The following is a 25,804-nucleotide window of genomic DNA, read 5'->3' as shown; positions in this document are numbered from 1 at the left end:
GCATAAGGACCCTGCGCGATGCCTGATTTTTCCCGCTGCGCCTTTTCTGAAGGCAGCGTTTCTCTGCCGGATGGCTACAGCGACCGCACTGTTAACGTGCTGTTGCCCGGCGATGACTTCTCTCCCTCCCTGAATATCTCCCGCGATGCGCTGCTGCCTGATGAGGCGCTGGCCGACTACATCACGCGTCAGCTCGATGAGCTATCTCAGGGCCTCAAGGGCTGGGTGTTGAAAAAGCGTGAGCCGGCGGCGCTGGGAAAAGACCCGCTGCAGGGTGGAATGCGTACCCGCCAGTTATCTGCGCGACGGCAAACGCGTCTGGCAATGCCAGGCTGTATTTGCGCTGCAGGAAGGGCGCGTACTGGTGTTCACGCTGGCGCATACGCGTAAATTATTGCCGCAGGATGATGCCTTGCTGTAGCAGGTTCTGGACAGTTATCAGCCGGCATAACGGGAGGGTGTGATGGGTGAAGCAGCACGCGTCGGCGATGCGATTGGCCATTCCCATGCGTTGGCGGGGATGATTGGCGGCACGATTGTCGGCGGCCTGATTGCCGCGGCCGGTGCGGTGGCAGCGGGGGCGCTGTTCGTTGCCGGCCTGGCGGCATCCTGCGTGGGCGTCGGCGTATTACTGGTGGGCGCCAGTCTGGCGGTGGGCTATCTCACCGGGGAGCTGGCGACCAAGGCGCGCGATGGCATTGCGGAGGCCGGCGCAGGGAGCCTGACGCCGGCCGGTAAAATAGTGACAGGCTCCTCTAACGTGCGCATCAATGGCAAGCCGGCGGCCATCGCCACCGTCAGCCAGGTTGCCTGTGACCAGGACGGCCCCAGCATGCAGCTGGCGCAGGGCTCGGACAAGGTGTTTATCAACGGCCAGCCGGCGGCACGCGTGGGAGATAAAACCAACTGCGACGCCCAGGTGATGGCAGGCTCGCCCAACGTGCGTATCGGCGGCGGCACCGTCACCACCCTGGCGATAAAACCGGAAGTGCCGGACTGGGTGTATAAGATTTCCGACCTGACGCTGCTGTTTGCCGGCCTGGCGGGCGGTGTCGGCGGGGCCGCCAGCAAGCTGGGTGCACTGGGAAAAATGCTCAGCAAACTGCCCGGTATCAACAAGCTGGGGCGGGTCGCCTGTCGCTTCGGCACGCTGATGACCGCCACGGCTGCCGCCGGCATTGTTGCCCGGCCGGTCGATATCATCAGCGGCCAGAAGTTCCTGTCCGGTGACGACGAGCTGGACTTTGTGCTGCCGTCGCGGCTGCCGGTCGAGTGGCAGCGCTACTGGCGTAGCGGCAACCCGGCAGAGAGTGTGCTGGGCCGTGGCTGGAGCCTGTTCTGGGAGAGCAGCCTGCAGCGCTACCAGGATGGCCTGGTGTGGCGCGCGCCGTCCGGCGACTATGTCTCCTTCCCGATGGTGCCCAAAGGGCATAAAACCTACTGCGAAGCGGAAAAGTGTTGGCTGATGACAACAGCGATGGCAGCTGGCAGGTGTTCGACGTCAGCGAACAGGCCTGGCACTACCCGGCCTTATCCGATGAACAACTGAGCCGGTTGCAGATGGTGACGGACCTCACCGGCAACACGATTTCCCTGTTCCACGACCACCACGGCCGACTGACCGAACTGGTCGACAGCGCCGGCCAGCGGCTGGCATGCCGCTACCTGACCACCGCCAACGGACTGTCCCGCCTGAGCACGGTGCTGCTGTTTACCCCGGACGGCGAACTGCCGCTGGTGCACTACGCCTACGATGAGGAAGGGCAGCTGATTAGCGTCCGCAACCGCGCTGGCGAAGTCACCCGACGCTTTGGCTGGCAGGACGGGCTGATGGTCAGTCATCAGGACCGTAACGGCCTGCTGAACGAGTACCGCTGGCAGGAGATTGACGGCCTGCCGCGGGTGGTGGCCTACCGTAACAGCGCCGGCGAACAGCTTGAACCTTATTATGATTTTGCCGGCGGTATGCGGCGGGTGGTGCGCGATGACGGCCGGCAGGCGCTGTGGCAGTTGGATGACGACGACAACGTGGCGCAGTTCACCGACTTTGACAGCAGAAAATCGGCGTTTATCTATGCACGCGGCGAGCTGTGCGGCGTGGTGCTGCCGGGCGGTGCGCAGCGTCAGAGCGAGTGGGACCGTTACGGTCGCCTGCTGAGCGAGACCGACCCGCTGGGGCGCACCACCACCTATCAATACTCCCGTAACAGCGGTCGCCTGTTCTCGGTTACCTATCCGGATGGCAGTCAGGCGTTTCAGCACTGGGACACTCAGGGGCGTCCGACGCAGCAGATTGATGCGCTGGGCAACGTCACCCGCTATCACTATCCCGACGAGGAAGAGAGCCTGCCGGAACGCGTCATCGATGCGCTGGGCGGCGAGGCGAAACTGACCTGGAACGCACAGGGACTGCTGACGCGCTATACCGACTGCTCCGGCAGCGTCACCGCCTACGCCTATGATGCGCTGGGCCAACTGACGCACCGCACCGACGCGGAAGGCCACCTGACCCGTTACCGCTGGGACCGCGCCGGCCGGCTGCAGACGCTGCTGCATCCCGACGGCAGCGAAGAGCAGTTTGCCTGGAACGCGCAGGGCCAGCTGGCCCGACACCAGGACCCGCTCGGCAGCGAGACGCGCTGGCAGTACAACCTGCTGGGGCAGCCGGTCAGTGTCACCGACCGCATCCAGCGTACGCGCCGTTATCACTATAACTGCCGCGGCTGGCTGACAAGACTGGAAAATGGCAACGGCGGGGACTACCAGTTCAGCCACGATGCGGTTGGCCGGTTGACGACCGAACGGCGTCCGGACCGCACCGACCGCTATTATCGTTACGGCCCCGAGGGGCAGTTGAGCGAGCTGCGGGAAACCGGGCCGCTCGACCCGCAGGCACCGCCTGCACAACGCCTGCATCAGTTCCGTTATGACGACGCCGGCCAGCTGGTCTGGCGCGCCAACGACAGCGCAGAGTGGCATTATCATTACGATGCGGCCGGGCGCATGAGCCGCCTGACGCGTACGCCGACCGCTGCCGGCAGCGAACTGGGTATCGAGCCGGACAGCGTGCAGCTGCGCTACGACAAGGCTGGCAACCTGCTGAGCGAGCAGGGCGTCAATGGCGAGTTGCAGTACCAATGGGATGCCCTGTCCAACCTGCAGGCGCTGACGCTGCCGCAGGGCGACCGGTTGCAGTGGCTCCGTTACGGCTCCGGCCACGCCAGCGCCATCAGGTTCAACCAGCAACTGGTGAGCGAGTTCAGCCGCGACCGGCTGCACCGGGAGACTGGGCGCACCCAGGGCGCGCTGCATCAACAGCGCCAATACGATGCGCTGGGACGGCGCAGTGGGCAGAGCAGCGCATTCGGGCAGATAACCAAACCGGAAGAGGGCGTGCTGTGGCGCACGTTCCGCTATACCGGGCGCGGCGAACTGGAGGGCGTCAGCGACGCGCTACGTGGTGAGATTCATTATGGCTACGATGCGGAAGGACGTTTGCTGCAGCACCGCGAGGCGCAGCAGGGCAGGCCGGGCCACCGGCTGCGCTACGACCTGGCGGATAACCTGATTGGTGAGCAGCGCGTCAGCCATGACCCGGACGCCGAGCTGCCGCCGGCGCCGGTGGTCGATAACCGTCTCGAATACTGGCAGCGGATGTTTTACCGCTATGACGGTTGGGGCAACCTGGTCAGCCGGCGTAACGGGGTTTACCAACAGCATTACGTCTATGATGCCGACAACCGGCTGATAAAGGCGCACGGCCGCGGCCCGCAGGGGGATTTTGTAGCGCAGTATCACTATGACGCACTGGGACGACGCACACGCAAGACGGTAACCTACAAGGGTAAAGCACCGGAAACCACGCGCTTTTTATGGGAAGGCTACCGGCTGCTGCAGGCGCAGCGGGACAACGGTACGCGCTGCACCTGGAGCTATGACCTGGCAAGCCGGTGGACGCCGCTGGCGGCCCTCGAGCAGGCGGGCGACGGCCAGCAGGCGGATATCTACTGGCTGCACACCGACCTTAACAGCGCGCCGCTGGAGGTGACCGACGCCGAGGGTAACCTGCGCTGGTCCGGCAACTACGACACCTTCGGCAGACTGCAGGGGCAGACGGTCGCCGGCGCCGAACGGCGCAAAGGCACGCTCGTTGATCAGCCGCTGCGCTATGCCGGCCAGTACCAGGATGACGAAAGCGGGCTGCATTATAATCTGTTCCGTTACTATGAGCCGGAGGTGGGGCGCTTTACCACGCAGGATCCGATAGGGCTGCGCGGCGGGCTGAACCTGTATCAGTATGCGCCGAATCCGCTGGGATGGGTTGATCCGTTAGGTTTGGCATTGTCGGGCGTAGACTTTACTGGGCACCCTGATTTGTTCCCGGTTAGCGAGGGCCAAAGTAGTATTGTCCAAATTACTATGCAAGGGAGTCGTGGGCGTGACTTTACTGAAGCATATAATTTGGCTGGTATCAAAAAATCAGATGCAGGAGCATATACTTGGCACCACCTAGATGACTTTGACCCTGCGACAGGTAAGACGACAATGCAGCTGGTAAAAACGCAAACACATATTGATTCGTTCCCCCATAAAGGTTCGGTTTCACAGTTTGAGCACCATTTTGGTGTGAAGTACGGAACCAAGGAAGCTGTAAGCATCTCTCATAGCAAAGGGTGGTTACAAGGGCGAACCCCAAAAGCGTGTTCATAGAATTTGGAGTCAGGCATGAAATTTCTAACAGTTAATACTTCACATCCTCTGAGTGATGAGGATTTTGATAAGTTTGAGAAACATGTTGGGACGACCTTGTCGAGCGAGGTTCGGGAATTTTATATGAAAGGAAACGGTGGGGAGCTATCCGATGAGCGCTGTATGTATGTATCGAGTGATGGTCGCGAATTCGATATAAAGAATTTCCTTCCCATATCATATCCACGATTCGATGGAGATATGACAATCGAGCAAGCGTATGAACTCTTTGTAGATAGAAAGTCGTTGGTTCCCCGTGATTACATCCCGATCGCGATCGATGGGGGCGGTTTTCCATTCTGTTTAAAGAAAGATAGCGAAGGTGTTTACTTTGCAGATATAGAGTCTGGTGAGCTGATCTTCATTGAAAGTGAGCTGGAAAAATTTGTTACCAAAATGGTGACAGAGGATGAAGCTTGGGGAGAGTAAGGGAGCCTTCAACTTAAAACTAAAATTTTCATAATCCAATAAAGACTTCTTTGCTGCCTTTCTGACCATGTCGTAGCACCCTGTGTGGATTCTATCCATGCAGGAGTGCACGCCATGAAAATCAGCACGTTGCTGACGTTGTTCCCTCTGCTGATGCCGGCATCGGTGCTTGCCGGCACGGTACTCTATACCGATTCTCACCACCCTCCGAGCAACATCGATGCCTCGGTATCCGTGATTTATCTTGACGGCCCGGAGCAGCTGCAGAAGCAAATGTTTGGCGAGCTGTCGTCAAACCCGGATGAAGCCGAGCGCCAGGCGCAGGCTGTACTGAAATCCCCGCAATGGCAGGCGAATGAGCAGCAGCTGGCCACGGTTTATCGTGCAGTGGTTCACGCCTGGGAGCTGGGCGTCAAAAAAGTGCCGGCGGTGGTGTTTGACGACACCGACGTGGTGTACGGCACTGCGGATGTTGCGCAGGCTGTGGCGCTGCGCGCCCAGGCGCAGGGAGGGCAGTGATATGCAACATCACTTTCCTGCCACTTCGCTTCCTGGCCAGTCCCGCCTGAACCTCAAATCCCTCGGTATGGCCATGATGCTGTCAGTGGCCAGCGTGCCGGCCGCAAACGCTGCGCTGAACAGCGCGCAGATTGTTGCCAGTGCCGTGTCGCAAGCTTGTATCAGCTGGCGTGTGTCCGGCATTTGTTATTGGATGTTTTGCGGCTTGCACGGCTGTACGGTGCGGACCTCCGTTAAAGTCACCCACTTTATCCCTGAAGCGGTGGTCTCGACCTACAACAACCAGGGCGGCAACCCCTGGCGTGAGATGTCGATGGTCAGCCAGGCCTCTGGCGGTCTGGAGAGCAGTATTACCGGCGCGTTGAGCGGCGTATCCGCCGGCGGCGGCAATAACGAGCTGAAAACCCCCGGGCAGCGCAAAACCAACCTGCATTTCAAATATGCCGATGCCATTGGCCATCCGGCGACGTCCATTATCGGCGGCAGTATCCCCGGCTATTCCTGCCGCAGCGCCGCCATGCCGTTTGTGCCGTATTTCCTCAGCACGCTCGACAGCCTGGCATGGCGTACCGGCATGCCCGAGTCCCTGTATCCCGAAGCCCTGGTGCCTGGCCAACGCGAGATTGGCAGCCAGGCCGGCGCCAACATGTGGGGCAACGTTTACCCCCGGTCGGGATTTGTGACCCAGGTTGATGATGACAAGGCTGGCGCCGTCGTGGCGCAGCGGGTGGCTGACATCATCACCCGTTCTGGCCAGCCCCACGTCTACCAACCCTTGATGGGCCAACGCTCGGAGGGGTATTGGCCTCCGGGGGCGGTTAAGGAGAACACCGGTACCAGCAACCACAAATGGCAGCGCCTGGCGCCGCAGCTTAGCCAGTCCTGCGCCGTGTTCCCGGACGGTGACCATCCGGCGGCAGAGGATGCCAATGCCGCCTTTGCTTTGTGGCAACCCTACAGCTGCTGCCAGCGCCGTGGGCAGCGTTTCCTCTACAGCACGGATTTCTGAGGTCTGAATGATGAATAACACGATGAATAAATGTTCCCGGGGACGGCGCAGCCTGCTGTCTCTGCTGATTGCCGGCAGCCTGGTGCTGGTTGGCACGATGAGTGCGCATGCCGATGACAACGACGATAACGGTACGTTGTTCGGTATCTCACTGCCACAGGTCAATGACAGCAATATCGGTTACGGGAAGAGCGCCAACGGCGCGGTGTCCGACAAGCTGTTTTATTCCCTGGGCGGCGGCTCGGTGATTTCACAGCCGGCGACGCGCAGCAACATGCAGCGGCTGGGCATGAACCTGGGCTGGAGCTCGGATTTGATGTGCGGCAACTTCGACCTGAAAACGACGATCGGCAATCAGCTTAACGGTGTCACTGACGGGTTCAAGAACCTGATGAGTGACGTTATCCAGGGCGCCACCGGTGCGGTGGCCAGCCTGCCGGCGACGGCCATCCAGCGCGCCAACCCGGGGCTGTATGAAATGCTGACCAACGGGGTACTGCAGGGCGGCGTCGCGTTCGACAAGGCGCAGTTGAACTGTCAGAACCTCTCCAAACGCATGATGGACATGGCGGATACCGGTGCCTGGAGTCAGGCGGCCGCGATGGAAGAGGCCAAGAGCCTGGTCAACAGCAGCGGCGGCGATGCCGTCCGCTCGATGAATGCGACGGAGAAGGTGACCGGTCAGTCCGGGCAGACCTGGATTGGCGGGCAGAAACGTGGCGGCTCTGGCCAGCCGGCCATCAAACCGACCCATGACCTGGCGGCTGCCGGCTACAACATGATGAATGCACTGCCTGTCACCAGTACCTCCGGCGTGTCCGGCAGCAGTTGCACCGGCGGTGCCTGCGCCAAATACGCCAGCAGCGAGGAAGCCGCGGCCGCAGTGGTGAAAGTGCTGGGCGACACGTCATTACGCACCTGTAAGGACGCGTCGCAATGCACCAGTGGCGAAGGCGATGAGCAGCCGGGCAGCACCGTGGCCGGCACCGGGTTTGCCCCGATGCTGGAAGAAGCCACCAAGGCCAATAATGAGCAGTTGGCCAAGTTGGTGAACGGCACCGAAAAGCCAACCACCGCGAACCTGGCCAAACTGAAAACCGGCAGCCTGGCGGTGACGGCCGGTGTGGTGCGCGCACTGCAGCGCGACCCGGATAATGCGGCCCTGGTCGGGCGTCTCGCCAGCGAGCTGGCGATGGCCGATACCATCGAGACGGCCTTCCTGATGCGCCGCATGATCACCACCGGGATGTCCGAACCGAATGCTGCTGCGCAGAAGGTGGCGATGCAAGAAGGTGATCGCCGCATTGAAGCGCTCGATCGCGAAATCGCGGCGCTGAAAAACGAGATGGAGATGAAACGTGAAATCTCCCGCAATGCGGTGCTGACCATTATCGATCGCGAGAACAACCGCGCCGAAACCAACCCGCAGCGTCAGTCTGCAGACAGCCCGGATACCAAGTTTAATCAGCTGGCCGTACCGGAAACTGACCAGTGAGCGTGGAGATACCTATGACTGAATCAGAGAAGAAAGACCTGCTGCCCCGCCGGGGCGGCAGACTGGGGCGGGGCGCGAAACGCGCCCTGCAGCTGCTTGCCATGCTTGTGGTCGCCATGGTCATGGCGCTGGGACTCGCACACTGGGGCGTTACTCACCCCGGTGAAACCGCAGCGCTGCGTAGCTGGGTGCACAGTACCCGTTACGGCTGGCTGTTCTGGCGCCTGGCGCTTTATGCTGCACTGGCCTGGGCATTCTGGAAAATCTGGCATGCACCCGGGGTTAAACTGGAACATCGTCAGCCCCTCAAGCGTATGGTCATCGCGTGCGCGCTGTTTGCCCTGGCGTGTGAATACTCCATCTTTGGTGGAGGGCTGACGCTATGATGACCAACAGCTACCTGGAGTATTTCCTGACGTTGCTCGGCTGGATCGTGAACAACGGCCTGTGGGAGCTGCTGGTCAGCACCGGGCTGTTTGTGCTGCCGCTGCTGTTCAAGGTTGTCAGCATCTGGCTGAAAGTTCGGGAAGAGGGGGAAGATGAAGGCAACAAGGGGATGCTGTCCCTGCCGCGCATCGAGAACCTGCTGTACGGTGCGTTCTTTGTGATGCTCGCCTGCTGCCTGCCGCTGATGAATGTCAGCCTGGACACCATCAAGTATGACAGCAGCCGGGCGAGCACCTGCGGTACCTGGACACCGAAGAAACCGGATGAAACCGGATACGCCAGCATGATGTCGAGCATGAACGGTCAGACGGCGAAGGTACCGGTGTGGTGGCTGGTCGTCCATAAGCTGTCGAAGGGGATCACATCTGCGGCCGTGGCCAGCATTCCCTGCCGGCCAGACCTGCGGCAGGTGCGTTTTGAGGTCCAGCACAGCCGGGTCAATAACCCGGCGCTGGCGAAAGAGCTGCAGGACTTCACCAATGACTGCTACGCATTGGCATTGTACACCTGGCAGAACCGTGACCAGGGGCAGACAACGGACAAGGCGACGCTGCGTGATATCGAATGGCTGGGGTCGAAAACCTTCCTGAATGGCGGGTACTACAACAACCTGCAGTCGAAGACACCGCGCGCCAGCTTCCCATGGAATGAATCTCGGGACAGCGGCCGACCGAACACCGGCCGGGGTGGGTACCCGACCTGCAGCGAGTGGTGGTCGGCGGCCGACACCGGCCTGGAAGCCCGGGTGGTGAAGCAGGTTGATCCGGGTGTGATGCTGCGAATGTCCGCCGCGCTCAAGATGATGGGGGAGAACAACGCCGACTACAAGGAGGCGGTGGTGCGTCGCCTGGTCAGCCCGGATAACCTGACGGTTTCCCAGGGTGGGCGCGCTTATGCCGGCTATGGCGGCAATGCGGACTTCACGGGGGATAATGCCGCCACGCGTCTGGCTTCCATTGGCGGCACGGCTCTGGGGAGCCTGGCGGCCTTCCCGGCCTTTGATGCCATGCGTCAGGCCTTGCCGATGGTGCAGGCTGTCCTGCTGATGGCGGTGTATATCATGGTACCGCTTATTCTGGCCTTTGCGGCCTATGAGTACAAAACAGTGATCACCGTGACGTTTGTGGTGTTCGCACTGAACTTCCTGACGTTCTGGTGGGAGCTGGCGCGTTGGCTGGACAGCTGGTTGCTGGAAGCGCTTTACAGCTCAGACTCGCACAGTCGCTGGAACGTGGCCGGCTTCCAGAACAGCTCTGATGACTTGATCATGAACCTGGTGATGGGATGTATGTTTATCTTGTTGCCGGCAGTGTGGTTAGGAGCATTGTCCTGGGCCGGGGTAAGTGTGGGGCAATCTGTTGGTGCAGCTATTAAGAGTGGTACTGACACGGCTTATGCTACAGGGGGACAATTAGGAAATACTGCCGGAAATGCTATTGCCAGTAAGGGAGCAAGCAACGTACTTAACAAATAGCTATTCGAGGAAAAATTAGATGGCTAATGGATTAGCCATCTGAGTCGCCTCTATAGTTATAAGGACTATTATCCTCTGAGTTAACTTTTGTTTTCCCTTGATACCACCCAGGACCTAAGTCACCAAAAGCTTTATACTTGAAATTCTTATCTACCTGTGTTGGTTGGGGCAAAAAGATAGAAAGGACTAAAAGAGAAATGGCGGTTATGGGGACGGCAATCAGGGTAAAAATAATTCCACCAAACGCAAAAATTAATAGCATGCATAGTGAAAGAAAAATCAAGGGAGTACGACCAATCCAGATTGGCAGGTTATACCCATGTGCTTTAGCCACACAAAAAGCATCCCACTTCAGAATGGTACTTTTGAGACGCTTCCATAGATTTGCCATACGCACACCGCGCTGATAGGCGTGGTGCTGTGTTGTATCGTTCATCATCACTCCTTAACTCGGTGATAGCCTAATCCTATCTTAGCTCAAATAACAATCAATTGCTATTTGCCTGGTTCCTCAGCTAGCAAGCGACCAAGCCTGTCTTTTTGTGTACGATGATGTGCTAGGCGTTCTTTGAAATAAGCCCTCAGATGTTCAGGCTGCTCAGCTTCGACCAGCTCGGCGATCACCGGCATATTGTAGCGTTCTTTGAAAGCAACGCCGCCGGCAGCCAGGTCGACGTTCACCTTATCCATATCCTCTTTGGACAAGTTGGCCAGGTTGTATGAGTGGGTCATCGTCAGGTCTCCTTTTTCTCATTGTAACTCATCGCGTTGCTGCTCCTGCCTGATTTCTCCCTTGTCATAGTAAAATTCTTATCATTATACTGTATGTATGTACAGTTTATTCGTAAAGGTGAGCTATGTATCTGATGGCTTATACCTCCCTTGAAATGCAAGCAGATCCGCAGAAGAAGAGGGCCGGTGTCCCGATTTTTGGTGATGGGGTATCGTGTGGCTTCCCGTCGCCGGCGCAGGACTATGTCGAAAAACGTCTGTCGCTGGATGACTTCTGTATCCGCTACCCGGAGAGCACATACCTGGTTCGTGCCGAGGGTAATTCAATGCAGAACGCCGGCATTCGTGACGGAGATCTCCTGGTTGTCGAGTGCATTCGCCAGGCGCGCCACGGTGACATTGTCATTGCGGCCGTTGACGGTGAGTTCACCTGTAAACGACTCCAGTTGCTGCCGATGCCGGCATTGCTGCCGGCCAACCCGGAATATTCGCCGATCCCCCTGACGGAGGATGTCGACACCGTAGTGTTTGGCGTTGTACGCCATCTCGTCCACAGCTTTAAATCACGGGATTCCTGACTATGTTTGCCCTGGTTGATGTCAACAGCTTCTATGCATCCTGCGAGACCGTATTTCGGCCGGATTTAAGGGGGAAGCCAGTCGTGGTTTTGTCCAACAACGACGGCTGTATTATTGCGAGATCGGCTGCAGCCAAACGACTCGGATACAAAATGGGAGACCCCTGGTTCAAGGTGGCCAGGGAGGCCGAACGCAGAGGCGTAGTGGCCTTTTCCAGCAATTATAGCCTGTATTCTGACATGTCTGACAGAGTCATGACTATTTTGCAGCAACTGACCCCTCGCGTCGAAATATACAGTATCGACGAGGCATTCTGTGATCTCACTGGTATGAGGAGACTGACCGCGCTGGACGAGTTCGGCCAGCAGCTGCGTGAGCAGATACAGCTTCGCACGCATCTGACAGTGGGCGTCGGGATCGCCCCGACGAAGACGCTGGCCAAGCTGGCCCAGTACGCCAGTAAACGATGGCCGGCGACAAAGGGGGTCGTTGAGTTGAGCAGCCGGCAGCGCCAGGAAAAGCTGATGGCCCTGGTGCCGGTAGAGGAGATTTGGGGGATCGGCACACAGTTAGCCAAAAAGCTGCAGATGATGGGTATCGACACTGCGCTGAAACTTTCCAGACTCTCGCCGGCATTCGCGCGCAAACAGTTTTCCGTAGTGGTCGAAAGGACCGTTCGGGAGCTAAACGGAATATCGTGTCTGGGCCTGGAGGAGTTTGCGGCGCCTAAAGAACAGATAATTTGCTCCCGTTCTTTTGGCGAAAAACCAACGGATGAGGACAGCGTGCATCAGGCAATTTGCGCACATGCGGAGCGTGCAGCTGAAAAGCTACGGGCAGAGCACCAGTATTGCAAAAGGATCGGTGTTTTTGTCAGTACCAGCCCATTTGCTGAAAACGAGATATTTTATAAGAACCAGGCTTCAACCGAATTAGCCGTGGCGACTCAAGATACCAGGGACATCATTGGCGCTGCGCTCAAAGCGTTAGACGCTGTATTTATCCCGGGGCACCGTTATCATCGAGCAGGTGTAATACTGACTGATTTTTGTAGCGGGAAGGTATCCCAGCTGACATTGTTTGATGAATATCAACCTCAGCGTAATAGCGATAAATTAATGGAAGTGCTGGACAGGATAAATGGTTCAGGAACAACTAAAGTATGGTTTGCCGGGCAAGGAATACAGGGTGCGAATGCTGACTGGAAAATGCGACGTGGAAAGCTGTCACCGAGTTGGACAACGAAATATTCTGATTTGCTTAAGGTTCATTGCTAAAGGTTAATGGGGGCACGTTAATACATTGGTTGCCCCCTGTTCAGGGATGGTGTTAGATATATTCGCTAGTGATGCCAATAATAACACATAATGCGTGCAGTGAGATAGGTAGCGCTAAACCTTTACTATAATACCTGGCTGCGCAAAAAATAATGGATACAGTAAACATCAGTATTTGTGTTTGAATGGAATACTGACTATGCATCCATGCGAATACTGTTGATACAATTATCCCGCCAGCAATGTATCCTAATCTCTCACCCAGTAGGTTTAGGAATGAGCTTAAAAATATTCCGCGAAAAATTAATTCTTCTAAGATAGGGGTAAGTATGATTGTGCTAATGATCCTGACAGCAATCTCTTGAGAGCTTAACCCTTTTAAGAAGTTTTGCATGTAAGGCTCGTCTGGCGTTAAGTAATATGCTGCAGTGTAAGAGGCAAGGATCGCAAGAGCAAACCAGGTCGATCGAAGATTGATTGTTCCAGGTGATATTTTATTACCCTGAAGGGAGTTATTTAGAACGTTAACGAGTGATATGGAAAACACTATTCCTATTACAGTTTTGGTGATGGATAATTCCAGGAAAGTGAGATGAAGTGTCTTCAGTAACCACAGGTTTAATAAAATGCTGTCTTGAAAGAACTTAAAGAGTGCAATGGAAGCGACTCCATAAAGAAGAATACTGAATTTATTGATTAACGAAATCATATCACTCACTTTGGGTAATCGAATGTGGTGGGAAGGTTATCAAATAACAGATGAATGTCTACAGCCTATTTGACGAACATTGTTCTGATTGCTAGGATGACCGCGTTGTACTGTCGTCTATGGACGACCATCCAATGTCTCAGCACTCTGTGAGAGACGCCTTCGGGTGAGTGCCAGCCAATGTTTCATGTGACCTGTGAGAAACGCCTTCGGGTGGTCACAATATCCTCGTAGCCTGGAAGAGGATGCCTAATTGGCGGTACCTCCGTTTACCCTTTGAGAACGGAGATCACAATAGTGATGAAGGTTCATTAACGACTCAACCGAGCCTGTTCCGGCACGGTTCCTTTCACCGATGACGTATGTATTGCGTCTTTCAGCGATAAAGCTCGCCACGGCGAGGTTTTACGCTTCAACGTTTTGAATTTCAATCTCTTATGACGTCTTAGTGACGATGCGACTTTTGAACGCACGTATAAGGCCATTTGGTACATTTGGCCGCTTACGTGAGTCTCATTAGGAGCAGAGGAGCGCGGCGTCACTTGCGTGCGAGCAAAGCGAACACCAAGTGACGCCGCCAGGCGTACTACGTCAACACCACGTACGACGCGGGTTTCCAAGACGAACTACCTCGTGACGTACGCTTTAAAGATGTAATTACAGCATTTCCGTCACGTCCGTTTACACGGACGAACGTGCCGGAAATACATTCTAACCGTTGTTAAAGGCTCTAAATGATAGTCATTAACTTTCTGATAAATGGAGGAAAATCGTTCTGATATTGAGGCGTCAGCGAAAACGCTGATGGGGTGTTTAATTCGCCAGTACTGAGTACTGGTTGATCACCTGTAAAAACTCAACATGGCATTACCCTGCTACACAATATCAAACGAGCCAGGATGGCGAACGAACCGACACGCAGGGAACGTCTGTAACGACGTAAAACTAACAACCTGGTTAGTTTTGTCCGTTCATACGGGTGGGTTGCATGCAATTCACCCGTATGGATGGATGAACTGTTGTATCTGTCGTTTGGGGGGACTATGAGCAGAAAGACGGCGCGTTCGAAGGTCGAACAATTCAGACGTGATTTTATCACCCAGGCTCGCGAAGCATCGGGAGGGTATGCCAGTACTGCGGATAGAATGAGGATCGCCAGATACTTTTTGAATTATTTACGAGAAAACGGTATCCAGCTGCGTCATACCGACAGTATTAAGACCCGTCATTTTGTCGGTTACTTGCAGAGCCGAAAGGAGCAAGGGATCTCCGTCAGAACCATACAGAATGAACGGTCTGCAATTCGGGGCGTTTTATTGCGTGGGGGACGTTACAAACTTGCAGATCCTGAAAATCCCTTGTTAAGTAATAAAGCACTCGGTCTTGAGCCGGCAAGTCGTGACGGGACAAAGTTAGCATTGACACCTGATGAATTTAATAAGGCCTTTCAGGCCGTGGAAAAAAAGAATCCCGGAGTAGCTGCTGCCATGCAACTTTCTTATGCACTGGGGCTGCGTACAAAAGAAGCAGTTGAAGCCTGCAAATCTGTACCTACCTGGAAGCGTGCATTGGAATCAGGTCAAAATTCGGTGCGGGTAGTGTTTGGTACTAAGGGGGGACGTCCAAGAGATACTGTTATCCTTAATCGTGAATTGGTCAGGTCAGCAATTAGCTATGCTGAAAAAATAATGGAGAAGCAAGACGGGAAACTTGTTGATCGCCCAGATATAAGAAAAGCAATTGATACTTATCGCTATCAGGTTCGTCAAGTTGGTTTGACCGGAAAAAAAGCACCGCACAGCATGCGGTATCATTTTTCACAAGAAGCAAAATCATTTTATGAGCGACAGGGATATACCGAAAAGGAAATTTTTGCGCAAGTCTCAATGGATTTAGGTCATGGTGATGGACGAGGTAAATATGTCAGGCAAGTCTACTTCAAAGGTGCACCTGATGATGAATAATTGTTGATGGTTGGTTAAGTGAGGTCAGTATGCGTGATGATATTTTGATGACGGTAGTATCGATTAAACCTGTTTATGAGATCATTCTGGGAAGTGATGAGTGTAGTGAAGTTATCATTAATTTTAAATGTGTAACACCGTTGGGTGAATCCGATACATGTGCAATGTTGGCAAGGTATTTTGGCGATATTTATTTTGAGGAGGGGAACGATGACGCTTTTATTCCTAAAGGGGGGGCATTTGATATGCACGGTGTAATCAGAGTTCCTCCCTCAGAAAAGACGAAGCTGATTGCGGGTGCTGAGTTCTCGATCCCTATTTCCTCCAGTTTGACTCGTCAGCTTATCTCTCAGGAGTGTGACGCTGAGGGGAAAGAGAGTGTAAACGAAATGGTTGATAATTGGATCGGCGATCTGTTCGATAAGCAGGGTAATTTGATTATTAAAAAATGACGAGAGTCGACACTATGCAATGTATTCTCCGCAGCTCACGCAGGGCTGCGGTTTTTTATTACTCAAAATAATTGTTAAAGCTTCTTGACTCCTGATGTAAGTGGTCTGAAAATAAGCAGGCTTACTTGTTGTCTTCGGACAACCAGCCAATGCTTCAGCACTCTGTGAGAAGCGCCTTCGGGTGACTGCAAATAGCCTCGTAGCCTGAAAGAGGAAGCCCCAGTGGCGGTAACCCTGTTTAACCTTTGAGAACAGGGATCACTTAACGGTGATGAAGGTCATGACTGATGTACTGACGATTGCGGTTACCGCAGTCCAATCCCCCGGGGAGATACCTTCCCCTCGGGCTGGTGTCTCTTCATTACAGGAGATACACCATGTCTGTTTTTACTTCTTCAGCTGTTCCTGATTTCATCTCAACCCTGCACCGTGTCATATCGGCCGCCCAGCGAATACCTTTTCGCATGGCGCCGCCGCGGTTGACTGACTGGTACGTCAATGCAGCAGGTAATTTTGCCGTTCGCGCGCATGTTACCTGCAGTGATGATGGTTCGGTCAACGCGGTACTGACGCTGCGCAAAGGTTGGTACAGCGGTGAATATACCTACGTAAGCACCCGTGTTGCGTTGCCTTGCAAACATACCGAGCGCAGAAAGGCCTACCGGCTCGCCTGTCAGCAGGCCGAGCATCTGGCCAGACTGCGTTACCGTTTTTAAAACGGCCGCTTTAACCCCCTATACCCTGACGGGATTTACTCCCGTTCAGGGGGTAAATCCATCTTACAAGAGGATTTACCGATGAATACGCACATTAACTTCCGCACGAATGTTTTCGATCTCAAGACGTCCCGGGACGTGCTTTTCTACCTTTGCGCGATTGAAGGTGAACTGTATACCGCAAGAGCCTATCGACGACTCGGGCTCGATCAGGAGCGGGATAAACCTCGTGAACTGACCGACCTGGAGAATAGGGTTATCAGCGTTGGTGAGGCTTTCGGATTCTTTCTCTACTACCTGCAGAGGGATAGATTGCCGACGTTGTCTGATGCTGGTCGGGAAGTCTTGAGCAACCTGGACAGTCTTGGCAGCGATGCCCACAAAGAAGCGTGGGCGTGGAGTTTGTCCTACGGCAAGGTTAACGGTGAGGCTGATGAGGCCATTGCGGCGCTCGGTTTCTGAGTCTGAAAACAATGACATTGCGACGGCTATACCGTGGTCGACGCCCAACCCTGTCGGGGATTTATCCATGAATACCACTATCGATTACCTGAAAACCCCTCTCGATATGCTGCGCTACCTGTGCCTGCTCGAAAGCGAGTTGATGAGCGCGCGAGCGTTCCACCGGCTTGGTTTTGATGTGGAGCGCGATCCGGCAAGCGGTATGACGCTCGTTGAGGTTGCCGTTCATAGCGCCGGCTTTGCGTTTGGGTATTTCCTGTTTGCTCTGCAGAAGAGCGGGTTACCTGCACTTCCCGATACCGGAAAGGATGTGATGAATGTCCTGGACAAAATAGGGAAGGAAGTTAACGCGTCAGTCTGGGAGCGCGCTGTGGCGGAGGGTAAACGTGACAGAGAGTCTGATGAAGTGATTGCTGCACTCGATACAGCGTATTGAGGTACGGCGATTTGCATAACACGTAAGTAGCACAACCCGGACGGGATTTATTCCCGTCCGGGGGATAAATCCCCCCATTTTTTTGTTTCTGGAGGATTTATCGTGAGCACTACCGTGTATTTTGACGCACCACCGTCCCAGGACGCGTGGATTGGTTTTACCCTGGCGGTGACAGAGATGTTCTGGTTGCTGCCGGCATCTGCAAGACCTGCAGGTATTGATGTCGCGGGGCAGCTGTTTGCCGGCGGCGCATTTGCAGGTCCAGGTATCCGTCTGTCGTCATGGCCGGCCGATAACCTGCCCGTGCAGAAGATTGTCCCCGGGGATGAGGCATCGGATTTCTTTCACCGCCTGGTACTCATCCTGATACACAACCTGTGTCCTGGATGCGTGCGCATTGAGCGGGAGTTGTCCAGCCAGTCAGGCTGGGAACAACCGCTGATTTGGCTGCGTCATCATCTGCAGCGTCCGGCGCTTTCAGCTCCGGGATACGTTGACGCAGCGGCGATGGGGGATAGCTCGATCCGTTTGCACCTTGAACGGTATCGCGACAGTTTGTGTCATGCCGACCTTCCGTACCACTGGCAAGTGATTACGTGGATGGATGAGGTGTTGTCCCAACGCAGAAAGTTGACTCAACGCGTCGCCTGATTAAGGCGCGCATTTTACCCGGCAGGGCCTCCCTGCAGGGGAGCTCCTGCCTGTTTACCGAGAGGAGTGACCCATGGGGCTTGATATCGACTTTTTCCGTCAGCGTAAGGCTGACTATGCAATGTTGCCGGTAAACGGCGACTGGACACCCGTTGGTGACTGGGTGCCGTGTTCACCAGCGTGGCTGGAGGACGGCGGTAACTGTGAACAGGCGCCGCGAATATACAACCACAAAACGTGTAATCACTACCATCCGCCGCTGCTGGTTAACACCTGTCATTTTCGCGGGTTTACTGCGTTGATGCACTGGGTGGACAACAGTGTCGGGGACGTCAAAAGCGGTGAGCTGATGGCGTTCGACCGCAACGACGTCCAGATGCTGCAGATGCTGTTGTCACGATTGAATGAAGCGAACTGCCATGAGGAGTTCCCCGATGACTCTCGCGACTACGGCGATGTGTACTGGATGCTTGTCGACTCACTGAAAACGTACGTTAACAGCGTACTGACCGGCTTCGATTTTAGCCGGGATCACCTTTACTTCCGGGCATCGTGGTAACGCCACCGCGCTGGCCATAACGTTTTATTTCCCTGGAGGGGGTTCCCCTCCGGGGGAAGCCGTCTCCGCTTTTTCTTTTTAAGGAGACTTAACATGTTGCACTTTGACCCTGAGGCATTGCGCCTGGTCGTAGCCGAAGTTAAGGCCAACCAGTGCGAACTGGCGTTGGCCAAAGACGACGGTGTTTACCTGATATCAGCAGTGGCCGAACGTGGCGATACGGGCCGCGTGAAGCACATAGCATATGCCGACGGCTGTCATCCGGAAAAGGATGACGCCTGGTACGAAACCTCCCGCGTGTTGGTGGGAGGCGACGACTTTTGTGAGCATCTGCAACTGACCGACGAAAGCATGGAACAAATACTTTCAGACGGCTTTGAGCTCTGGATACACGTGCTGCACGACCAGATCCATGTGCATGCGTCACCCGTCATCTGGGTGCCGGTGGCCGAGTACCGTCATATCATTAATCGCATGCAGCGCCTGGCCCATGTCCATTACCGGGCATGTGTCGGCAACGCGGAGTACAAACGCTGGCGCGTCAGCGCCATCGACCTGCTGGCGACAGCCAGTCATACCGACGCTAAACGGGCGAAGCCGGACGACAGGGAGGAGTTTCTCTCGATGTTCGAACGTCTGTATCACCTGGCCGACACGGTTAATGCGGAAGGAGCGATCCGTTTCCCTGCACATTAATCGTTAACCCATTCTTTGTCCCCTGGGGCGTATTCTTCGCCGCCAGGGGAGGAGTGCGCCTTATTACTGAGGAGTCTCCCATGAAAAATACATCATCATCACGGCCAGCGAAAAAACGGCCTGAACGTCCCGACCTGTATCAGCAAGTGACGGACAAAATCATCGCCGCCATCGAGCGCGGTACGCTGCCGTGGCGGAAGCCCTGGCAGACAGACCGCTCCCGGATGGCACAGGGCGCGGTTATGCCACTCAACGGCACTACCGGTAACTTTTACAGCGGCGTCAATGTGCTGCTGCTGTGGTTGGCTGCCTGTGACCATGGCTTCAGCTCTAATCGTTGGCTGACCTATCTCCAGGCGGAAGCCGCCGGTGGCCACGTGCGTGCCGGCGAGAAGGCGACGCTTGCCGTGGTCTTCAAGCCCTGGGAAAAGGATGTGAAGGATACTGACGGCCGGCCGCTGTTTGACGACGAAGGGAACGCCCTGAAAGAGCGTGTCCCGATGCTGAAGCCGCTGTACCTGTTCAATGTCTGCCAGTGCGACGGACTCCCGGATGACGTGGTTGGCTCACTGCCGGCAGGCACGCCGGGTGAGGACGACCCACAGGTTGATGAGCGAATACAGGCGCAGGTCAGCACGATGGTGGAGGACTGTGGTGTTCACCTTGAGCATGTTTACCAGAACAGGGCGTTTTACACCCCGAGCCGGGACCTGATTGTGCTGCCGGAAGTTCGGCAGTTTAAGACGGAATCGGACTACTGGTCGACGTTGTTGCATGAGCTGGTGCACAGCACCGGTCATGCGACACGTCTCAACCGGGAGGGGATAACGTCTTCTTCACGTAAGCGGGGTGACCCGGTCTATGCGTTTGAGGAGCTGGTTGCCGAGCTGGGCAGTGCATTTCTCTGTACCCGGATCGGCGTTGCCGGCGACGTCCAGCATGAGAGTTACCTGGAAGGGTGGCTGAAAATCATGAAGGAAGACAAACGTGCGCTGTTCCGTGCGAGCAGCCAGGCGCGTCAGGCTACCGAATTTTTGTTAATGCCGGCGGCAGAGACAGAAACGGTAAAGGCTGACACTGCGAAGGCGGCTTGAACGGGGAGGTTCTATGACCGAGGAACAACACCACTGGCAGACCGTTGCCGGCGCGCTTTTGAGCCGGTATTACGGACTGACACTGAATGACACGGACCTCTGTGAAGAGGTCTGCGTCATTGCCTTGCAGGAGGCCGGTCTTCGGCCGTATGAGGCGATTAACGATCTGGCTGAGAAGTATGACCTCGAACGAATCGATGTCAGTGACTATCAGCAGTTGTCGCCGGCGATCCGCCTGGCCCATGAGTTACGGGTTTTACGCGAATTGTCCGGTCACTGACGGCGGTTGACCCAACAGGCTGAGCGCCACTGTTTTACACCTGAACCCAATGGGGGAGATGCTCCCCCGTTGGGGGACGTCTCTCCTTTTTTCTTGAATGAAGAGGAGAACTACCATGTCTAACTGGTGCAAAAACCGTTTAGTAGTTGCCGGTCAATCCGTGTTTGTCGACGAGCTGCAGCAGTGGGTGAATGGCCATGTCGTTCCTGACTACCGACATGCCATCCAGCAAAGCTGCAGGATGTTCCTGGCAGGCTGTGCCGGCATCTTGAAACCGGCAACGGTAAAACCAGGTGTTTATGTCCCTTACCCTGGTTTGCTGGCACATCCCGGCGTTTCGTCAGTACAGAACCTGGCGTTTGAACAGTGGTTCTGGCTGCTGAAAGCTGATGCGCCGCTGACGGCTGAAAACATCCGTCAGATTGAGCGACTCTACAGTCAGTCCGGGATAGCGTCAGTTAAGTGGGAGAACATCCCTCCACTTGCCCAGGCGCGAATAGCGGACATCATCGAGCGCCAGTTTGCCGACTGGTTCGGCATGGTGGGGCTTGATGGCCAGGTTGATGCCGGCAGCTGCTGGGAGCGGCTCGGGAATATGCCCGAATATACCGTACCCTGCGACATGCTGATGTTGATCCCCACGCGTCTGGCGACAGAGCTGAACGGGGCCGGCGGCGCGCTGCTGCGTGATGTGCCGGCAACGGTTGACCTGTACGGGCGTCAGTATGGCGTTGAATGGCCGTGTGGCCACAACGTCGGCTGCGTGCGTGACAGCATCAATGTTCTGACGGTGCATTTTGATTCTCCGTGGTACGCGCCGGCAGGCGAGGTCATAGGGGAGCTGTCAAAACAATTCAGCTGTCAGGTTGAGCACAGCTGGCATATGTTCGACGCCGGCCGAAGCGGTTACGACCGTTACGACCACGGCGAACATGTTGATGGCGGCCGAATGGAGCCGGAAGTTCAGGCCGGTGAGGTGATCCAGTTTACCTATGCCGACAAGGATTCCACGCCGTTACCACCCAACGCTGTAGCGAGTTAAACGCTCTCTGCAGTACTGACCCTAAACGATGACCACCGGATTTTCCGGTGGTCTTTTTTCATCCCTCGGGGAACATTGTTTCCCGCCCGGGATACGTGTTCCCTTTCTTTGGAGAACACGTATGTCCGGACTTATTAACCATGAAAAGGCGTTTATCTCACTCTTCAATGAGACGGCGCGGTATCACCGGCGCACCAAGGTGTTTGAGGACTTCGTCAGCTGCAGCGTCATCGCGCTGGAGAACCGTCTTTGCTTCAACCCAAAGCGGGAAGACAAGTACCTGCAGATCGTCAAAGGCTATGAGAAAGCGGACGTCAGTCGCATGGCGCAGCTGCTTGCCCTGGTGTCGACGAGCATGATGGATCAATTCAATGACTTCCTGGGAAAGGTCTTCATGCAGTTGGAGCTGGGCGATAAATACCGCGGCCAGTTTTTCACGCCGTGGGACGTCGGCAGGATGATGGCGCAGATGTCTCTGGGTGATGTTAACACCATTTTTCGGGATAAACCGTTCATTACCCTTGCCGAACCGGCGTGCGGTGCCGGCTGTATGGTACTGGCCTACGCCGATGTGCTTAATCAGGCGGGCTATCTGTCACACCGCCACATGTGGGTGTCAGCCACTGACATCGATCCGCTGGCGGCCGGCATGGCGTATATACAATTGTCACTGTGTGGTGTAGCGGGGGAAGTGGTGATCGGCAACTCGCTGCATAACGAACGGCGCCGAATACTCTATACACCTGGCCATTATTTAGGGGGGTGGCCTGATCGCCATAAATAAAAAATCTTAATTATTGATAAACACCCCTCCCGCGAGTTTGCGGGAGGGCTATTATATAAAGAGTGATTGATACGTGGTTGCTATATTATTCGCGCATTATTTTATCATATTGGTTATTACAATAACCGCACCGACCGCCGAGATCTTGCTCTTCTTGACCTAATGTGATTCCGCAATGAATACATTCCTTATAATCTAATTCATAATTACACCAAAGGCATTGCTGTTTAATTACATCAAATGTTTCGTGCTCACATGAGTAACACGAGTCAATAGTAGGCTCTCCACCATTCCTTGGGTCGACGAAGTTATCTTCATTGAGCGTATCTATCAGTAACTGTGCTGCCAGGCCGCTATTATTGCAAGCCAGGCAATTATATAAGAAACTTTCTTCATTATATTCTACTGTTTCCCCACGTTCTAACTGCTCTATATCGGGGGCTATAAGCAATGAACCGCAAGCCTCGCATTTGGCCCTTTTTGTTATGGGTAGCATTTGCTCTGGAACCCCAGACTCAAGCCACTTCTTATCATTCTCTTCCCTTGTATCAACAAAGAAATTGTGATGTGCCAACATGATTTGCCATGATTCACCAAGAAGGTCGCCAGGATGCTCGTCTAACTGTAGTTGAATGAAATCCCTTAATACTGGGAACAATTCAGCCACAAAGTCAGCAACCTCACCTAAAGTATTAGCAGGGTGAAGATGCTCTAAATGATTACGACAGTCTTGAAGCTTATTAATAACACTCCAGTCAACATCAATCTCGAATCCTTCAAATCTCTTTTTTATTGTTCCTACATCTATCGTGCTTTTCTTAAATTTACCGGATGGTTCCCATATAATGCCACCATTTCCATCAGAGACAGGGTGCACTTCTGGCGGATTAAATATTAATGAGGCTGCATCTGAGGCTTGATCAACAGACTCGGCTATTTTGTATTTAAATAGCAATAGAACCCCAGAAAATAAATTTCTTACAGCTGATAGAGCTCTATCAGGGTCCCCACCTTCATTTTGGTTTCGTTGGCTTTTATTAAAGTCTTCTACACCAAGCCGTATTGAAGTTAATGCATTTTCCAATAGTCTTTCAACATCTAGCTCTGGGAGTGTTTTTTTAGTGCTCATAAATAAATCTCTGTGATGTTTTTCTGATAATTATACTTTTGGCTGGTTATTAATAGGCCTTTCCATAGTCCTTAGTGAGGAATGTGAATGTTTGATCTGCGCCCAGCTGTTCAAATCCTCTACGTTTCAGATAACCCAACATAATCTTGGACTCCCAGTAGCAACGTGCATATAAAGTCTCTTTATCCTTCTTGAATCTTGATAGGAAATTGTCTAGCATTTCTCTACCATAACCTTTTCCTCTGTATTCAGAAGATATCGCGGCCATTCTTAACTCCCAACCACCCAATGTATCCCACGCGAGGATCACGAAACCAATGGGGAGATTTAGTTTTTCCCAGATGTAAACCTCTGTCGTAAACCCTCCGTTGTCACGCTCTTTAATGACCATGGAATTAAGATTGCGTTTGAAAAAAAACCATCTAATAGGTGAGCGAAGTTCCCGTGAAAAGTGATTATTTTTAGCTGCATCGTAGATGAGTTTACTTATGAATGGCAAATCATCTTTAGTGGCTCGTCTTTTCATTTCGACTCTCCCTCAATCACTGCCTGTCTGAGCATTAGCTTAGCCCCCCAGGTGGTCAAATCTACGATCTCTTCCTGCTCCAGGCCAAAGGTATCTTTAAGTACAGTCATCGCTTCGGTCCCGTAGAGCACTGACATCAGCATGACCAGTTTTTGAACTTTTTCCTCTGGGAGCTGCGACTCAAGCGGCGCTAATGCTTCAGTGAGCGCTTCGCGACGGTTACTCTTTTTAAGCAGAGTATCTTCTTCACGCCCCTGCTCCTCATGGCGGGTCTGCCAGCGATGTTGCGAAATGCGCATTGCATCACGCATTAGTCCTTCATGAGAGTACAGCTCTCCATATCCCCAGCCCAGTAATCGGCTGATATTTTCCTCAGCATCCTCCCCCATGGTAGGCCGCTCAACAGACCCTATGACCTGTTTGACTACATACTCAACGAACTCGCTGTGCGTCGTGAAGTAACTCCGGAGGGTGACCTTTGCATATTCGGCTTCGCGGGTAATCTCTTCCGGGGATGGGAATTTGTCTTCCTTGTAGAGCTTCAGCGCTGCATTAACAAGACGTTCAAGCGTTCTGCGCCGCACTGGTGACAGGTTGTTTTCGTCAAAAAGTTGCATTTTTTTGTCTCGCTCAACAAAAAAATATCACATGTGATAAAAATATCTTGTAGGTTATAAAATATTAGCCTAGCTTTATATTGCACGATATCAATCGATCTTTCACCCCTTATGATGGAGAGGGTTGTATGGCCAAGTTTGTGTATGTCATAGGGACAGCAGACACCAAACTCGATGAGTTGGTCTGGCTGAAGTCCTGTTTGCATGGCGCCGGCGTGGATTCACACATCATTGATGTGTCCACCGGGAGTCCGGAGGCGTTAAGTGAAAATAGCAAGATAGATATCCCGTCGTCTCAGATCGCTGAATATCATCCTGAAGGCAGCAAGGCTGTCTTCTGTAATGAACGCGGCCGGGCGGTTACGGCGATGTCTGTAGCGCTGACGCGCTTTCTTCGCAGCACGTCGGAGGATATCTCGGCTGGACATGGTCAACTTCGCAGAGCCTGACAGCATACCTGAGCGTTATGCTCAGCAAAGGAAATTTGTCGAGCATAACGCTCAGGTGACGCTAATGTGCACAACACCAGAGGAAAACTACCAGCTCGGAGTGTGGATTGGGGAAAAGCTCAATCAATGCAATGGGCCTGTTAGTTTCTTACTACCAGAAGGCGGATTCTCCGCGCTTGATGCTCCTGGCCAGCCGTTTTATGACCCTGACGCACGACGGGCGTTTGCTGATGGGTTGGAGAAGACTGTGTTACAGACGAGCCGGCGCCGGATTATCAAAACGCCTCACCATATTAACGCACCTGAATTTGCAGCACTTGTGGTAGCGCCCTGAATAGACTAAATAATAATTATTTTTGCCTCAAACACCCACGTGGATGATTTATCCACGTGGTCTTTTTTCGGCCTTTTACCTTACCAGACTGAAGCAGCATGAGAGTGATAACGGTATATCACCCTGGATACGCCTGAACAGGATAAATCTTTTCTTCCGGGAAAAGAGTTTCCTGTGGTGCGTATCGTGCCGACC

28 protein-coding genes and 3 pseudogenes are annotated in these 25,804 nt (G+C 54.2%); 24 read left to right on the top strand and 7 right to left on the bottom strand.

All coding sequences use genetic code 11. From position 1 onward, the window contains the following. The first annotated feature begins 18 nt into the window (after window positions 1-18). From ACU8XX_RS22195 to ACU8XX_RS22160, 8 genes and pseudogenes are all read left to right on the top strand, one after another. A pseudogene (locus ACU8XX_RS22195) lies at window positions 19-421 on the top strand (DcrB-related protein). 42 nt (window positions 422-463) lie between these two features. Next, window positions 464-4,710, top strand: a pseudogene (locus tag ACU8XX_RS22190) (RHS repeat-associated core domain-containing protein). Between the two features lie 15 nt (window positions 4,711-4,725). Further along, window positions 4,726-5,178, top strand: coding sequence for an SMI1/KNR4 family protein (locus ACU8XX_RS22185; protein WP_446908340.1), 453 nt, complete (start codon window positions 4,726-4,728; stop codon window positions 5,176-5,178). Window positions 5,179-5,292: 114 nt separating this feature from the next. After that, complete coding sequence (locus ACU8XX_RS22180; RefSeq protein ID WP_446908339.1) at window positions 5,293-5,697, top strand: TIGR03757 family integrating conjugative element protein; 405 nt, start codon at window positions 5,293-5,295, stop codon at window positions 5,695-5,697. A gap of 73 nt (window positions 5,698-5,770) precedes the next feature. Continuing rightward, complete coding sequence (locus ACU8XX_RS22175) at window positions 5,771-6,706, top strand: TIGR03756 family integrating conjugative element protein (RefSeq protein ID WP_446908502.1); 936 nt, start codon at window positions 5,771-5,773, stop codon at window positions 6,704-6,706. A gap of 10 nt (window positions 6,707-6,716) precedes the next feature. After that, complete coding sequence (locus ACU8XX_RS22170; protein WP_446908501.1) at window positions 6,717-8,201, top strand: integrating conjugative element protein; 1,485 nt, start codon at window positions 6,717-6,719, stop codon at window positions 8,199-8,201. Between the two features lie 14 nt (window positions 8,202-8,215). Next, a complete protein-coding gene (locus ACU8XX_RS22165; protein WP_446908338.1) occupies window positions 8,216-8,587 on the top strand; it encodes a hypothetical protein in 372 nt (123 codons plus the stop codon). Then, window positions 8,584-10,122, top strand: a complete 1,539-nt coding sequence (locus tag ACU8XX_RS22160; RefSeq protein WP_446908337.1) for a conjugal transfer protein TraG N-terminal domain-containing protein — start codon at window positions 8,584-8,586, stop codon at window positions 10,120-10,122. Before ACU8XX_RS22165 ends, ACU8XX_RS22160 begins: the two co-directional genes overlap by 4 nt. Window positions 10,123-10,153: 31 nt before the next feature. On the opposite strand, the gene ACU8XX_RS22155 is transcribed toward ACU8XX_RS22160, so the two are convergent. Both ACU8XX_RS22155 and ACU8XX_RS22150 read right to left on the bottom strand, forming a co-directional pair. Next, complete coding sequence (locus tag ACU8XX_RS22155) at window positions 10,154-10,558, bottom strand: hypothetical protein (protein ID WP_446908336.1); 405 nt, start codon at window positions 10,556-10,558, stop codon at window positions 10,154-10,156. Window positions 10,559-10,617: 59 nt separating this feature from the next. Next, a complete protein-coding gene (locus ACU8XX_RS22150; protein WP_446908335.1) occupies window positions 10,618-10,854 on the bottom strand; it encodes a DNA polymerase III subunit theta in 237 nt (78 codons plus the stop codon). Between the two features lie 134 nt (window positions 10,855-10,988). Here ACU8XX_RS22150 and umuD point away from each other — a divergent pair, with 134 nt between their 5' ends. Then, window positions 10,989-11,432, top strand: coding sequence for a translesion error-prone DNA polymerase V autoproteolytic subunit (gene umuD / locus ACU8XX_RS22145; protein WP_446908500.1), 444 nt, complete (start codon window positions 10,989-10,991; stop codon window positions 11,430-11,432). Window positions 11,433-11,434: 2 nt separating this feature from the next. Beyond that, window positions 11,435-12,709, top strand: coding sequence for a translesion error-prone DNA polymerase V subunit UmuC (umuC, locus tag ACU8XX_RS22140; protein WP_446908334.1), 1,275 nt, complete (start codon window positions 11,435-11,437; stop codon window positions 12,707-12,709). 52 nt (window positions 12,710-12,761) lie between these two features. Here the strand turns inward: umuC and ACU8XX_RS22135 are convergent, their stop codons facing one another. Further along, entirely contained in the window at window positions 12,762-13,418 is a 657-nt protein-coding gene (locus ACU8XX_RS22135) for a CPBP family intramembrane glutamic endopeptidase (protein WP_446908333.1), read from the bottom strand. A gap of 311 nt (window positions 13,419-13,729) precedes the next feature. Continuing rightward, window positions 13,730-14,038: a hypothetical protein gene (locus ACU8XX_RS22130; protein WP_446908332.1), complete on the bottom strand. Its 309-nt coding sequence runs from the start codon at window positions 14,036-14,038 to the stop codon at window positions 13,730-13,732. A gap of 423 nt (window positions 14,039-14,461) precedes the next feature. Here ACU8XX_RS22130 and ACU8XX_RS22125 point away from each other — a divergent pair, with 423 nt between their 5' ends. From ACU8XX_RS22125 to ACU8XX_RS22070, 12 genes are all read left to right on the top strand, one after another. Further along, the gene (locus ACU8XX_RS22125) at window positions 14,462-15,382 is read left to right on the top strand and encodes an integrase domain-containing protein (RefSeq protein WP_446908331.1); all 921 of its coding nucleotides are present in this window, start codon (window positions 14,462-14,464) and stop codon (window positions 15,380-15,382) included. 29 nt (window positions 15,383-15,411) lie between these two features. Then, a complete protein-coding gene (locus ACU8XX_RS22120; protein WP_446908330.1) occupies window positions 15,412-15,834 on the top strand; it encodes a hypothetical protein in 423 nt (140 codons plus the stop codon). Between the two features lie 377 nt (window positions 15,835-16,211). Further along, window positions 16,212-16,550, top strand: a complete 339-nt coding sequence (locus ACU8XX_RS22115) for a hypothetical protein (protein ID WP_446908329.1) — start codon at window positions 16,212-16,214, stop codon at window positions 16,548-16,550. A gap of 81 nt (window positions 16,551-16,631) precedes the next feature. Then, window positions 16,632-17,012: a hypothetical protein gene (locus ACU8XX_RS22110; RefSeq protein ID WP_446908328.1), complete on the top strand. Its 381-nt coding sequence runs from the start codon at window positions 16,632-16,634 to the stop codon at window positions 17,010-17,012. A 67-nt stretch (window positions 17,013-17,079) separates the two neighbouring features. Further along, window positions 17,080-17,448 (top strand): hypothetical protein, encoded by a 369-nt coding sequence (locus tag ACU8XX_RS22105; protein ID WP_446908327.1) that lies wholly within the window; start codon window positions 17,080-17,082, stop codon window positions 17,446-17,448. A 102-nt stretch (window positions 17,449-17,550) separates the two neighbouring features. Beyond that, window positions 17,551-18,099: a hypothetical protein gene (locus ACU8XX_RS22100; RefSeq protein WP_446908326.1), complete on the top strand. Its 549-nt coding sequence runs from the start codon at window positions 17,551-17,553 to the stop codon at window positions 18,097-18,099. A gap of 73 nt (window positions 18,100-18,172) precedes the next feature. Next, window positions 18,173-18,658, top strand: a complete 486-nt coding sequence (locus tag ACU8XX_RS22095) for a hypothetical protein (protein WP_203067186.1) — start codon at window positions 18,173-18,175, stop codon at window positions 18,656-18,658. Between the two features lie 93 nt (window positions 18,659-18,751). After that, entirely contained in the window at window positions 18,752-19,354 is a 603-nt protein-coding gene (locus ACU8XX_RS22090; RefSeq protein ID WP_446908325.1) for a DUF3085 domain-containing protein, read from the top strand. A gap of 80 nt (window positions 19,355-19,434) precedes the next feature. Continuing rightward, window positions 19,435-20,448 (top strand): ArdC family protein, encoded by a 1,014-nt coding sequence (locus tag ACU8XX_RS22085; RefSeq protein ID WP_446908324.1) that lies wholly within the window; start codon window positions 19,435-19,437, stop codon window positions 20,446-20,448. A gap of 13 nt (window positions 20,449-20,461) precedes the next feature. After that, entirely contained in the window at window positions 20,462-20,728 is a 267-nt protein-coding gene (locus ACU8XX_RS22080; RefSeq protein WP_446908323.1) for a TA system toxin CbtA family protein, read from the top strand. Between the two features lie 115 nt (window positions 20,729-20,843). Further along, window positions 20,844-21,770 carry a DUF1281 domain-containing protein gene (locus ACU8XX_RS22075; RefSeq protein ID WP_446908322.1) on the top strand — a complete coding sequence of 309 codons (927 nt, stop codon included), beginning with the start codon at window positions 20,844-20,846 and terminating at the stop codon, window positions 21,768-21,770. A 121-nt stretch (window positions 21,771-21,891) separates the two neighbouring features. Further along, window positions 21,892-22,554: an N-6 DNA methylase gene (locus tag ACU8XX_RS22070; RefSeq protein ID WP_446908321.1), complete on the top strand. Its 663-nt coding sequence runs from the start codon at window positions 21,892-21,894 to the stop codon at window positions 22,552-22,554. An 85-nt stretch (window positions 22,555-22,639) separates the two neighbouring features. On the opposite strand, the gene ACU8XX_RS22065 is transcribed toward ACU8XX_RS22070, so the two are convergent. Genes ACU8XX_RS22065 through ACU8XX_RS22055 form a run of 3 tightly spaced genes read right to left on the bottom strand, consistent with a single transcriptional unit; the run spans window position 22,640 to window position 24,826 of the window. After that, complete coding sequence (locus tag ACU8XX_RS22065) at window positions 22,640-23,683, bottom strand: hypothetical protein (protein WP_446908320.1); 1,044 nt, start codon at window positions 23,681-23,683, stop codon at window positions 22,640-22,642. A gap of 49 nt (window positions 23,684-23,732) precedes the next feature. Beyond that, window positions 23,733-24,209: a GNAT family N-acetyltransferase gene (locus ACU8XX_RS22060; protein WP_446908319.1), complete on the bottom strand. Its 477-nt coding sequence runs from the start codon at window positions 24,207-24,209 to the stop codon at window positions 23,733-23,735. Further along, window positions 24,206-24,826 (bottom strand): TetR/AcrR family transcriptional regulator, encoded by a 621-nt coding sequence (locus ACU8XX_RS22055; protein WP_446908318.1) that lies wholly within the window; start codon window positions 24,824-24,826, stop codon window positions 24,206-24,208. The genes ACU8XX_RS22060 and ACU8XX_RS22055 overlap by 4 nt, the downstream gene beginning before the upstream one ends. Before the next feature lie 128 nt (window positions 24,827-24,954). Between ACU8XX_RS22055 and ACU8XX_RS22050 the strand changes: the two genes are divergently transcribed. Then, window positions 24,955-25,275, top strand: coding sequence for a Tm-1-like ATP-binding domain-containing protein (locus ACU8XX_RS22050; RefSeq protein ID WP_446908317.1), 321 nt, complete (start codon window positions 24,955-24,957; stop codon window positions 25,273-25,275). Further along, window positions 25,247-25,609, top strand: a pseudogene (locus tag ACU8XX_RS22045) (Tm-1-like ATP-binding domain-containing protein); the annotation flags it as partial. The gene ACU8XX_RS22050 and the pseudogene ACU8XX_RS22045, both read left to right, overlap by 29 nt. Between the last annotated feature and the right edge of the window lie 195 nt (window positions 25,610-25,804).

The organism is Escherichia sp. MAL-1 (genome assembly GCF_052948035.1).
This window is presented reverse-complemented; position numbering and strand designations above follow the sequence as displayed.

Coding starts and splice junctions, on each gene's coding strand:
- ACU8XX_RS22135 (WP_446908333.1), bottom strand. CDS start 13,418: ATGATTTCGTTAATCAATAAATTCAGTATTCTTCTTTATGGAGTCGCT.
- ACU8XX_RS22105 (WP_446908327.1), top strand. CDS start 17,080: ATGAATACCACTATCGATTACCTGAAAACCCCTCTCGATATGCTGCGC.
- ACU8XX_RS22165 (WP_446908338.1), top strand. CDS start 8,216: ATGACTGAATCAGAGAAGAAAGACCTGCTGCCCCGCCGGGGCGGCAGA.
- ACU8XX_RS22125 (WP_446908331.1), top strand. CDS start 14,462: ATGAGCAGAAAGACGGCGCGTTCGAAGGTCGAACAATTCAGACGTGAT.
- ACU8XX_RS22110 (WP_446908328.1), top strand. CDS start 16,632: ATGAATACGCACATTAACTTCCGCACGAATGTTTTCGATCTCAAGACG.
- ACU8XX_RS22150 (WP_446908335.1), bottom strand. CDS start 10,854: ATGACCCACTCATACAACCTGGCCAACTTGTCCAAAGAGGATATGGAT.
- ACU8XX_RS22075 (WP_446908322.1), top strand. CDS start 20,844: ATGTCTAACTGGTGCAAAAACCGTTTAGTAGTTGCCGGTCAATCCGTG.
- ACU8XX_RS22090 (WP_446908325.1), top strand. CDS start 18,752: ATGTTGCACTTTGACCCTGAGGCATTGCGCCTGGTCGTAGCCGAAGTT.
- ACU8XX_RS22185 (WP_446908340.1), top strand. CDS start 4,726: ATGAAATTTCTAACAGTTAATACTTCACATCCTCTGAGTGATGAGGAT.
- ACU8XX_RS22120 (WP_446908330.1), top strand. CDS start 15,412: ATGCGTGATGATATTTTGATGACGGTAGTATCGATTAAACCTGTTTAT.
- ACU8XX_RS22080 (WP_446908323.1), top strand. CDS start 20,462: ATGACCGAGGAACAACACCACTGGCAGACCGTTGCCGGCGCGCTTTTG.
- ACU8XX_RS22115 (WP_446908329.1), top strand. CDS start 16,212: ATGTCTGTTTTTACTTCTTCAGCTGTTCCTGATTTCATCTCAACCCTG.
- ACU8XX_RS22160 (WP_446908337.1), top strand. CDS start 8,584: ATGATGACCAACAGCTACCTGGAGTATTTCCTGACGTTGCTCGGCTGG.
- ACU8XX_RS22065 (WP_446908320.1), bottom strand. CDS start 23,683: ATGAGCACTAAAAAAACACTCCCAGAGCTAGATGTTGAAAGACTATTG.
- umuC (WP_446908334.1), top strand. CDS start 11,435: ATGTTTGCCCTGGTTGATGTCAACAGCTTCTATGCATCCTGCGAGACC.
- ACU8XX_RS22085 (WP_446908324.1), top strand. CDS start 19,435: ATGAAAAATACATCATCATCACGGCCAGCGAAAAAACGGCCTGAACGT.
- ACU8XX_RS22175 (WP_446908502.1), top strand. CDS start 5,771: ATGATGCTGTCAGTGGCCAGCGTGCCGGCCGCAAACGCTGCGCTGAAC.
- ACU8XX_RS22050 (WP_446908317.1), top strand. CDS start 24,955: ATGGCCAAGTTTGTGTATGTCATAGGGACAGCAGACACCAAACTCGAT.
- ACU8XX_RS22060 (WP_446908319.1), bottom strand. CDS start 24,209: ATGAAAAGACGAGCCACTAAAGATGATTTGCCATTCATAAGTAAACTC.
- ACU8XX_RS22070 (WP_446908321.1), top strand. CDS start 21,892: ATGTCCGGACTTATTAACCATGAAAAGGCGTTTATCTCACTCTTCAAT.
- ACU8XX_RS22055 (WP_446908318.1), bottom strand. CDS start 24,826: ATGCAACTTTTTGACGAAAACAACCTGTCACCAGTGCGGCGCAGAACG.
- ACU8XX_RS22095 (WP_203067186.1), top strand. CDS start 18,173: ATGGGGCTTGATATCGACTTTTTCCGTCAGCGTAAGGCTGACTATGCA.
- umuD (WP_446908500.1), top strand. CDS start 10,989: ATGGCTTATACCTCCCTTGAAATGCAAGCAGATCCGCAGAAGAAGAGG.
- ACU8XX_RS22170 (WP_446908501.1), top strand. CDS start 6,717: ATGAATAACACGATGAATAAATGTTCCCGGGGACGGCGCAGCCTGCTG.
- ACU8XX_RS22180 (WP_446908339.1), top strand. CDS start 5,293: ATGAAAATCAGCACGTTGCTGACGTTGTTCCCTCTGCTGATGCCGGCA.
- ACU8XX_RS22155 (WP_446908336.1), bottom strand. CDS start 10,558: ATGAACGATACAACACAGCACCACGCCTATCAGCGCGGTGTGCGTATG.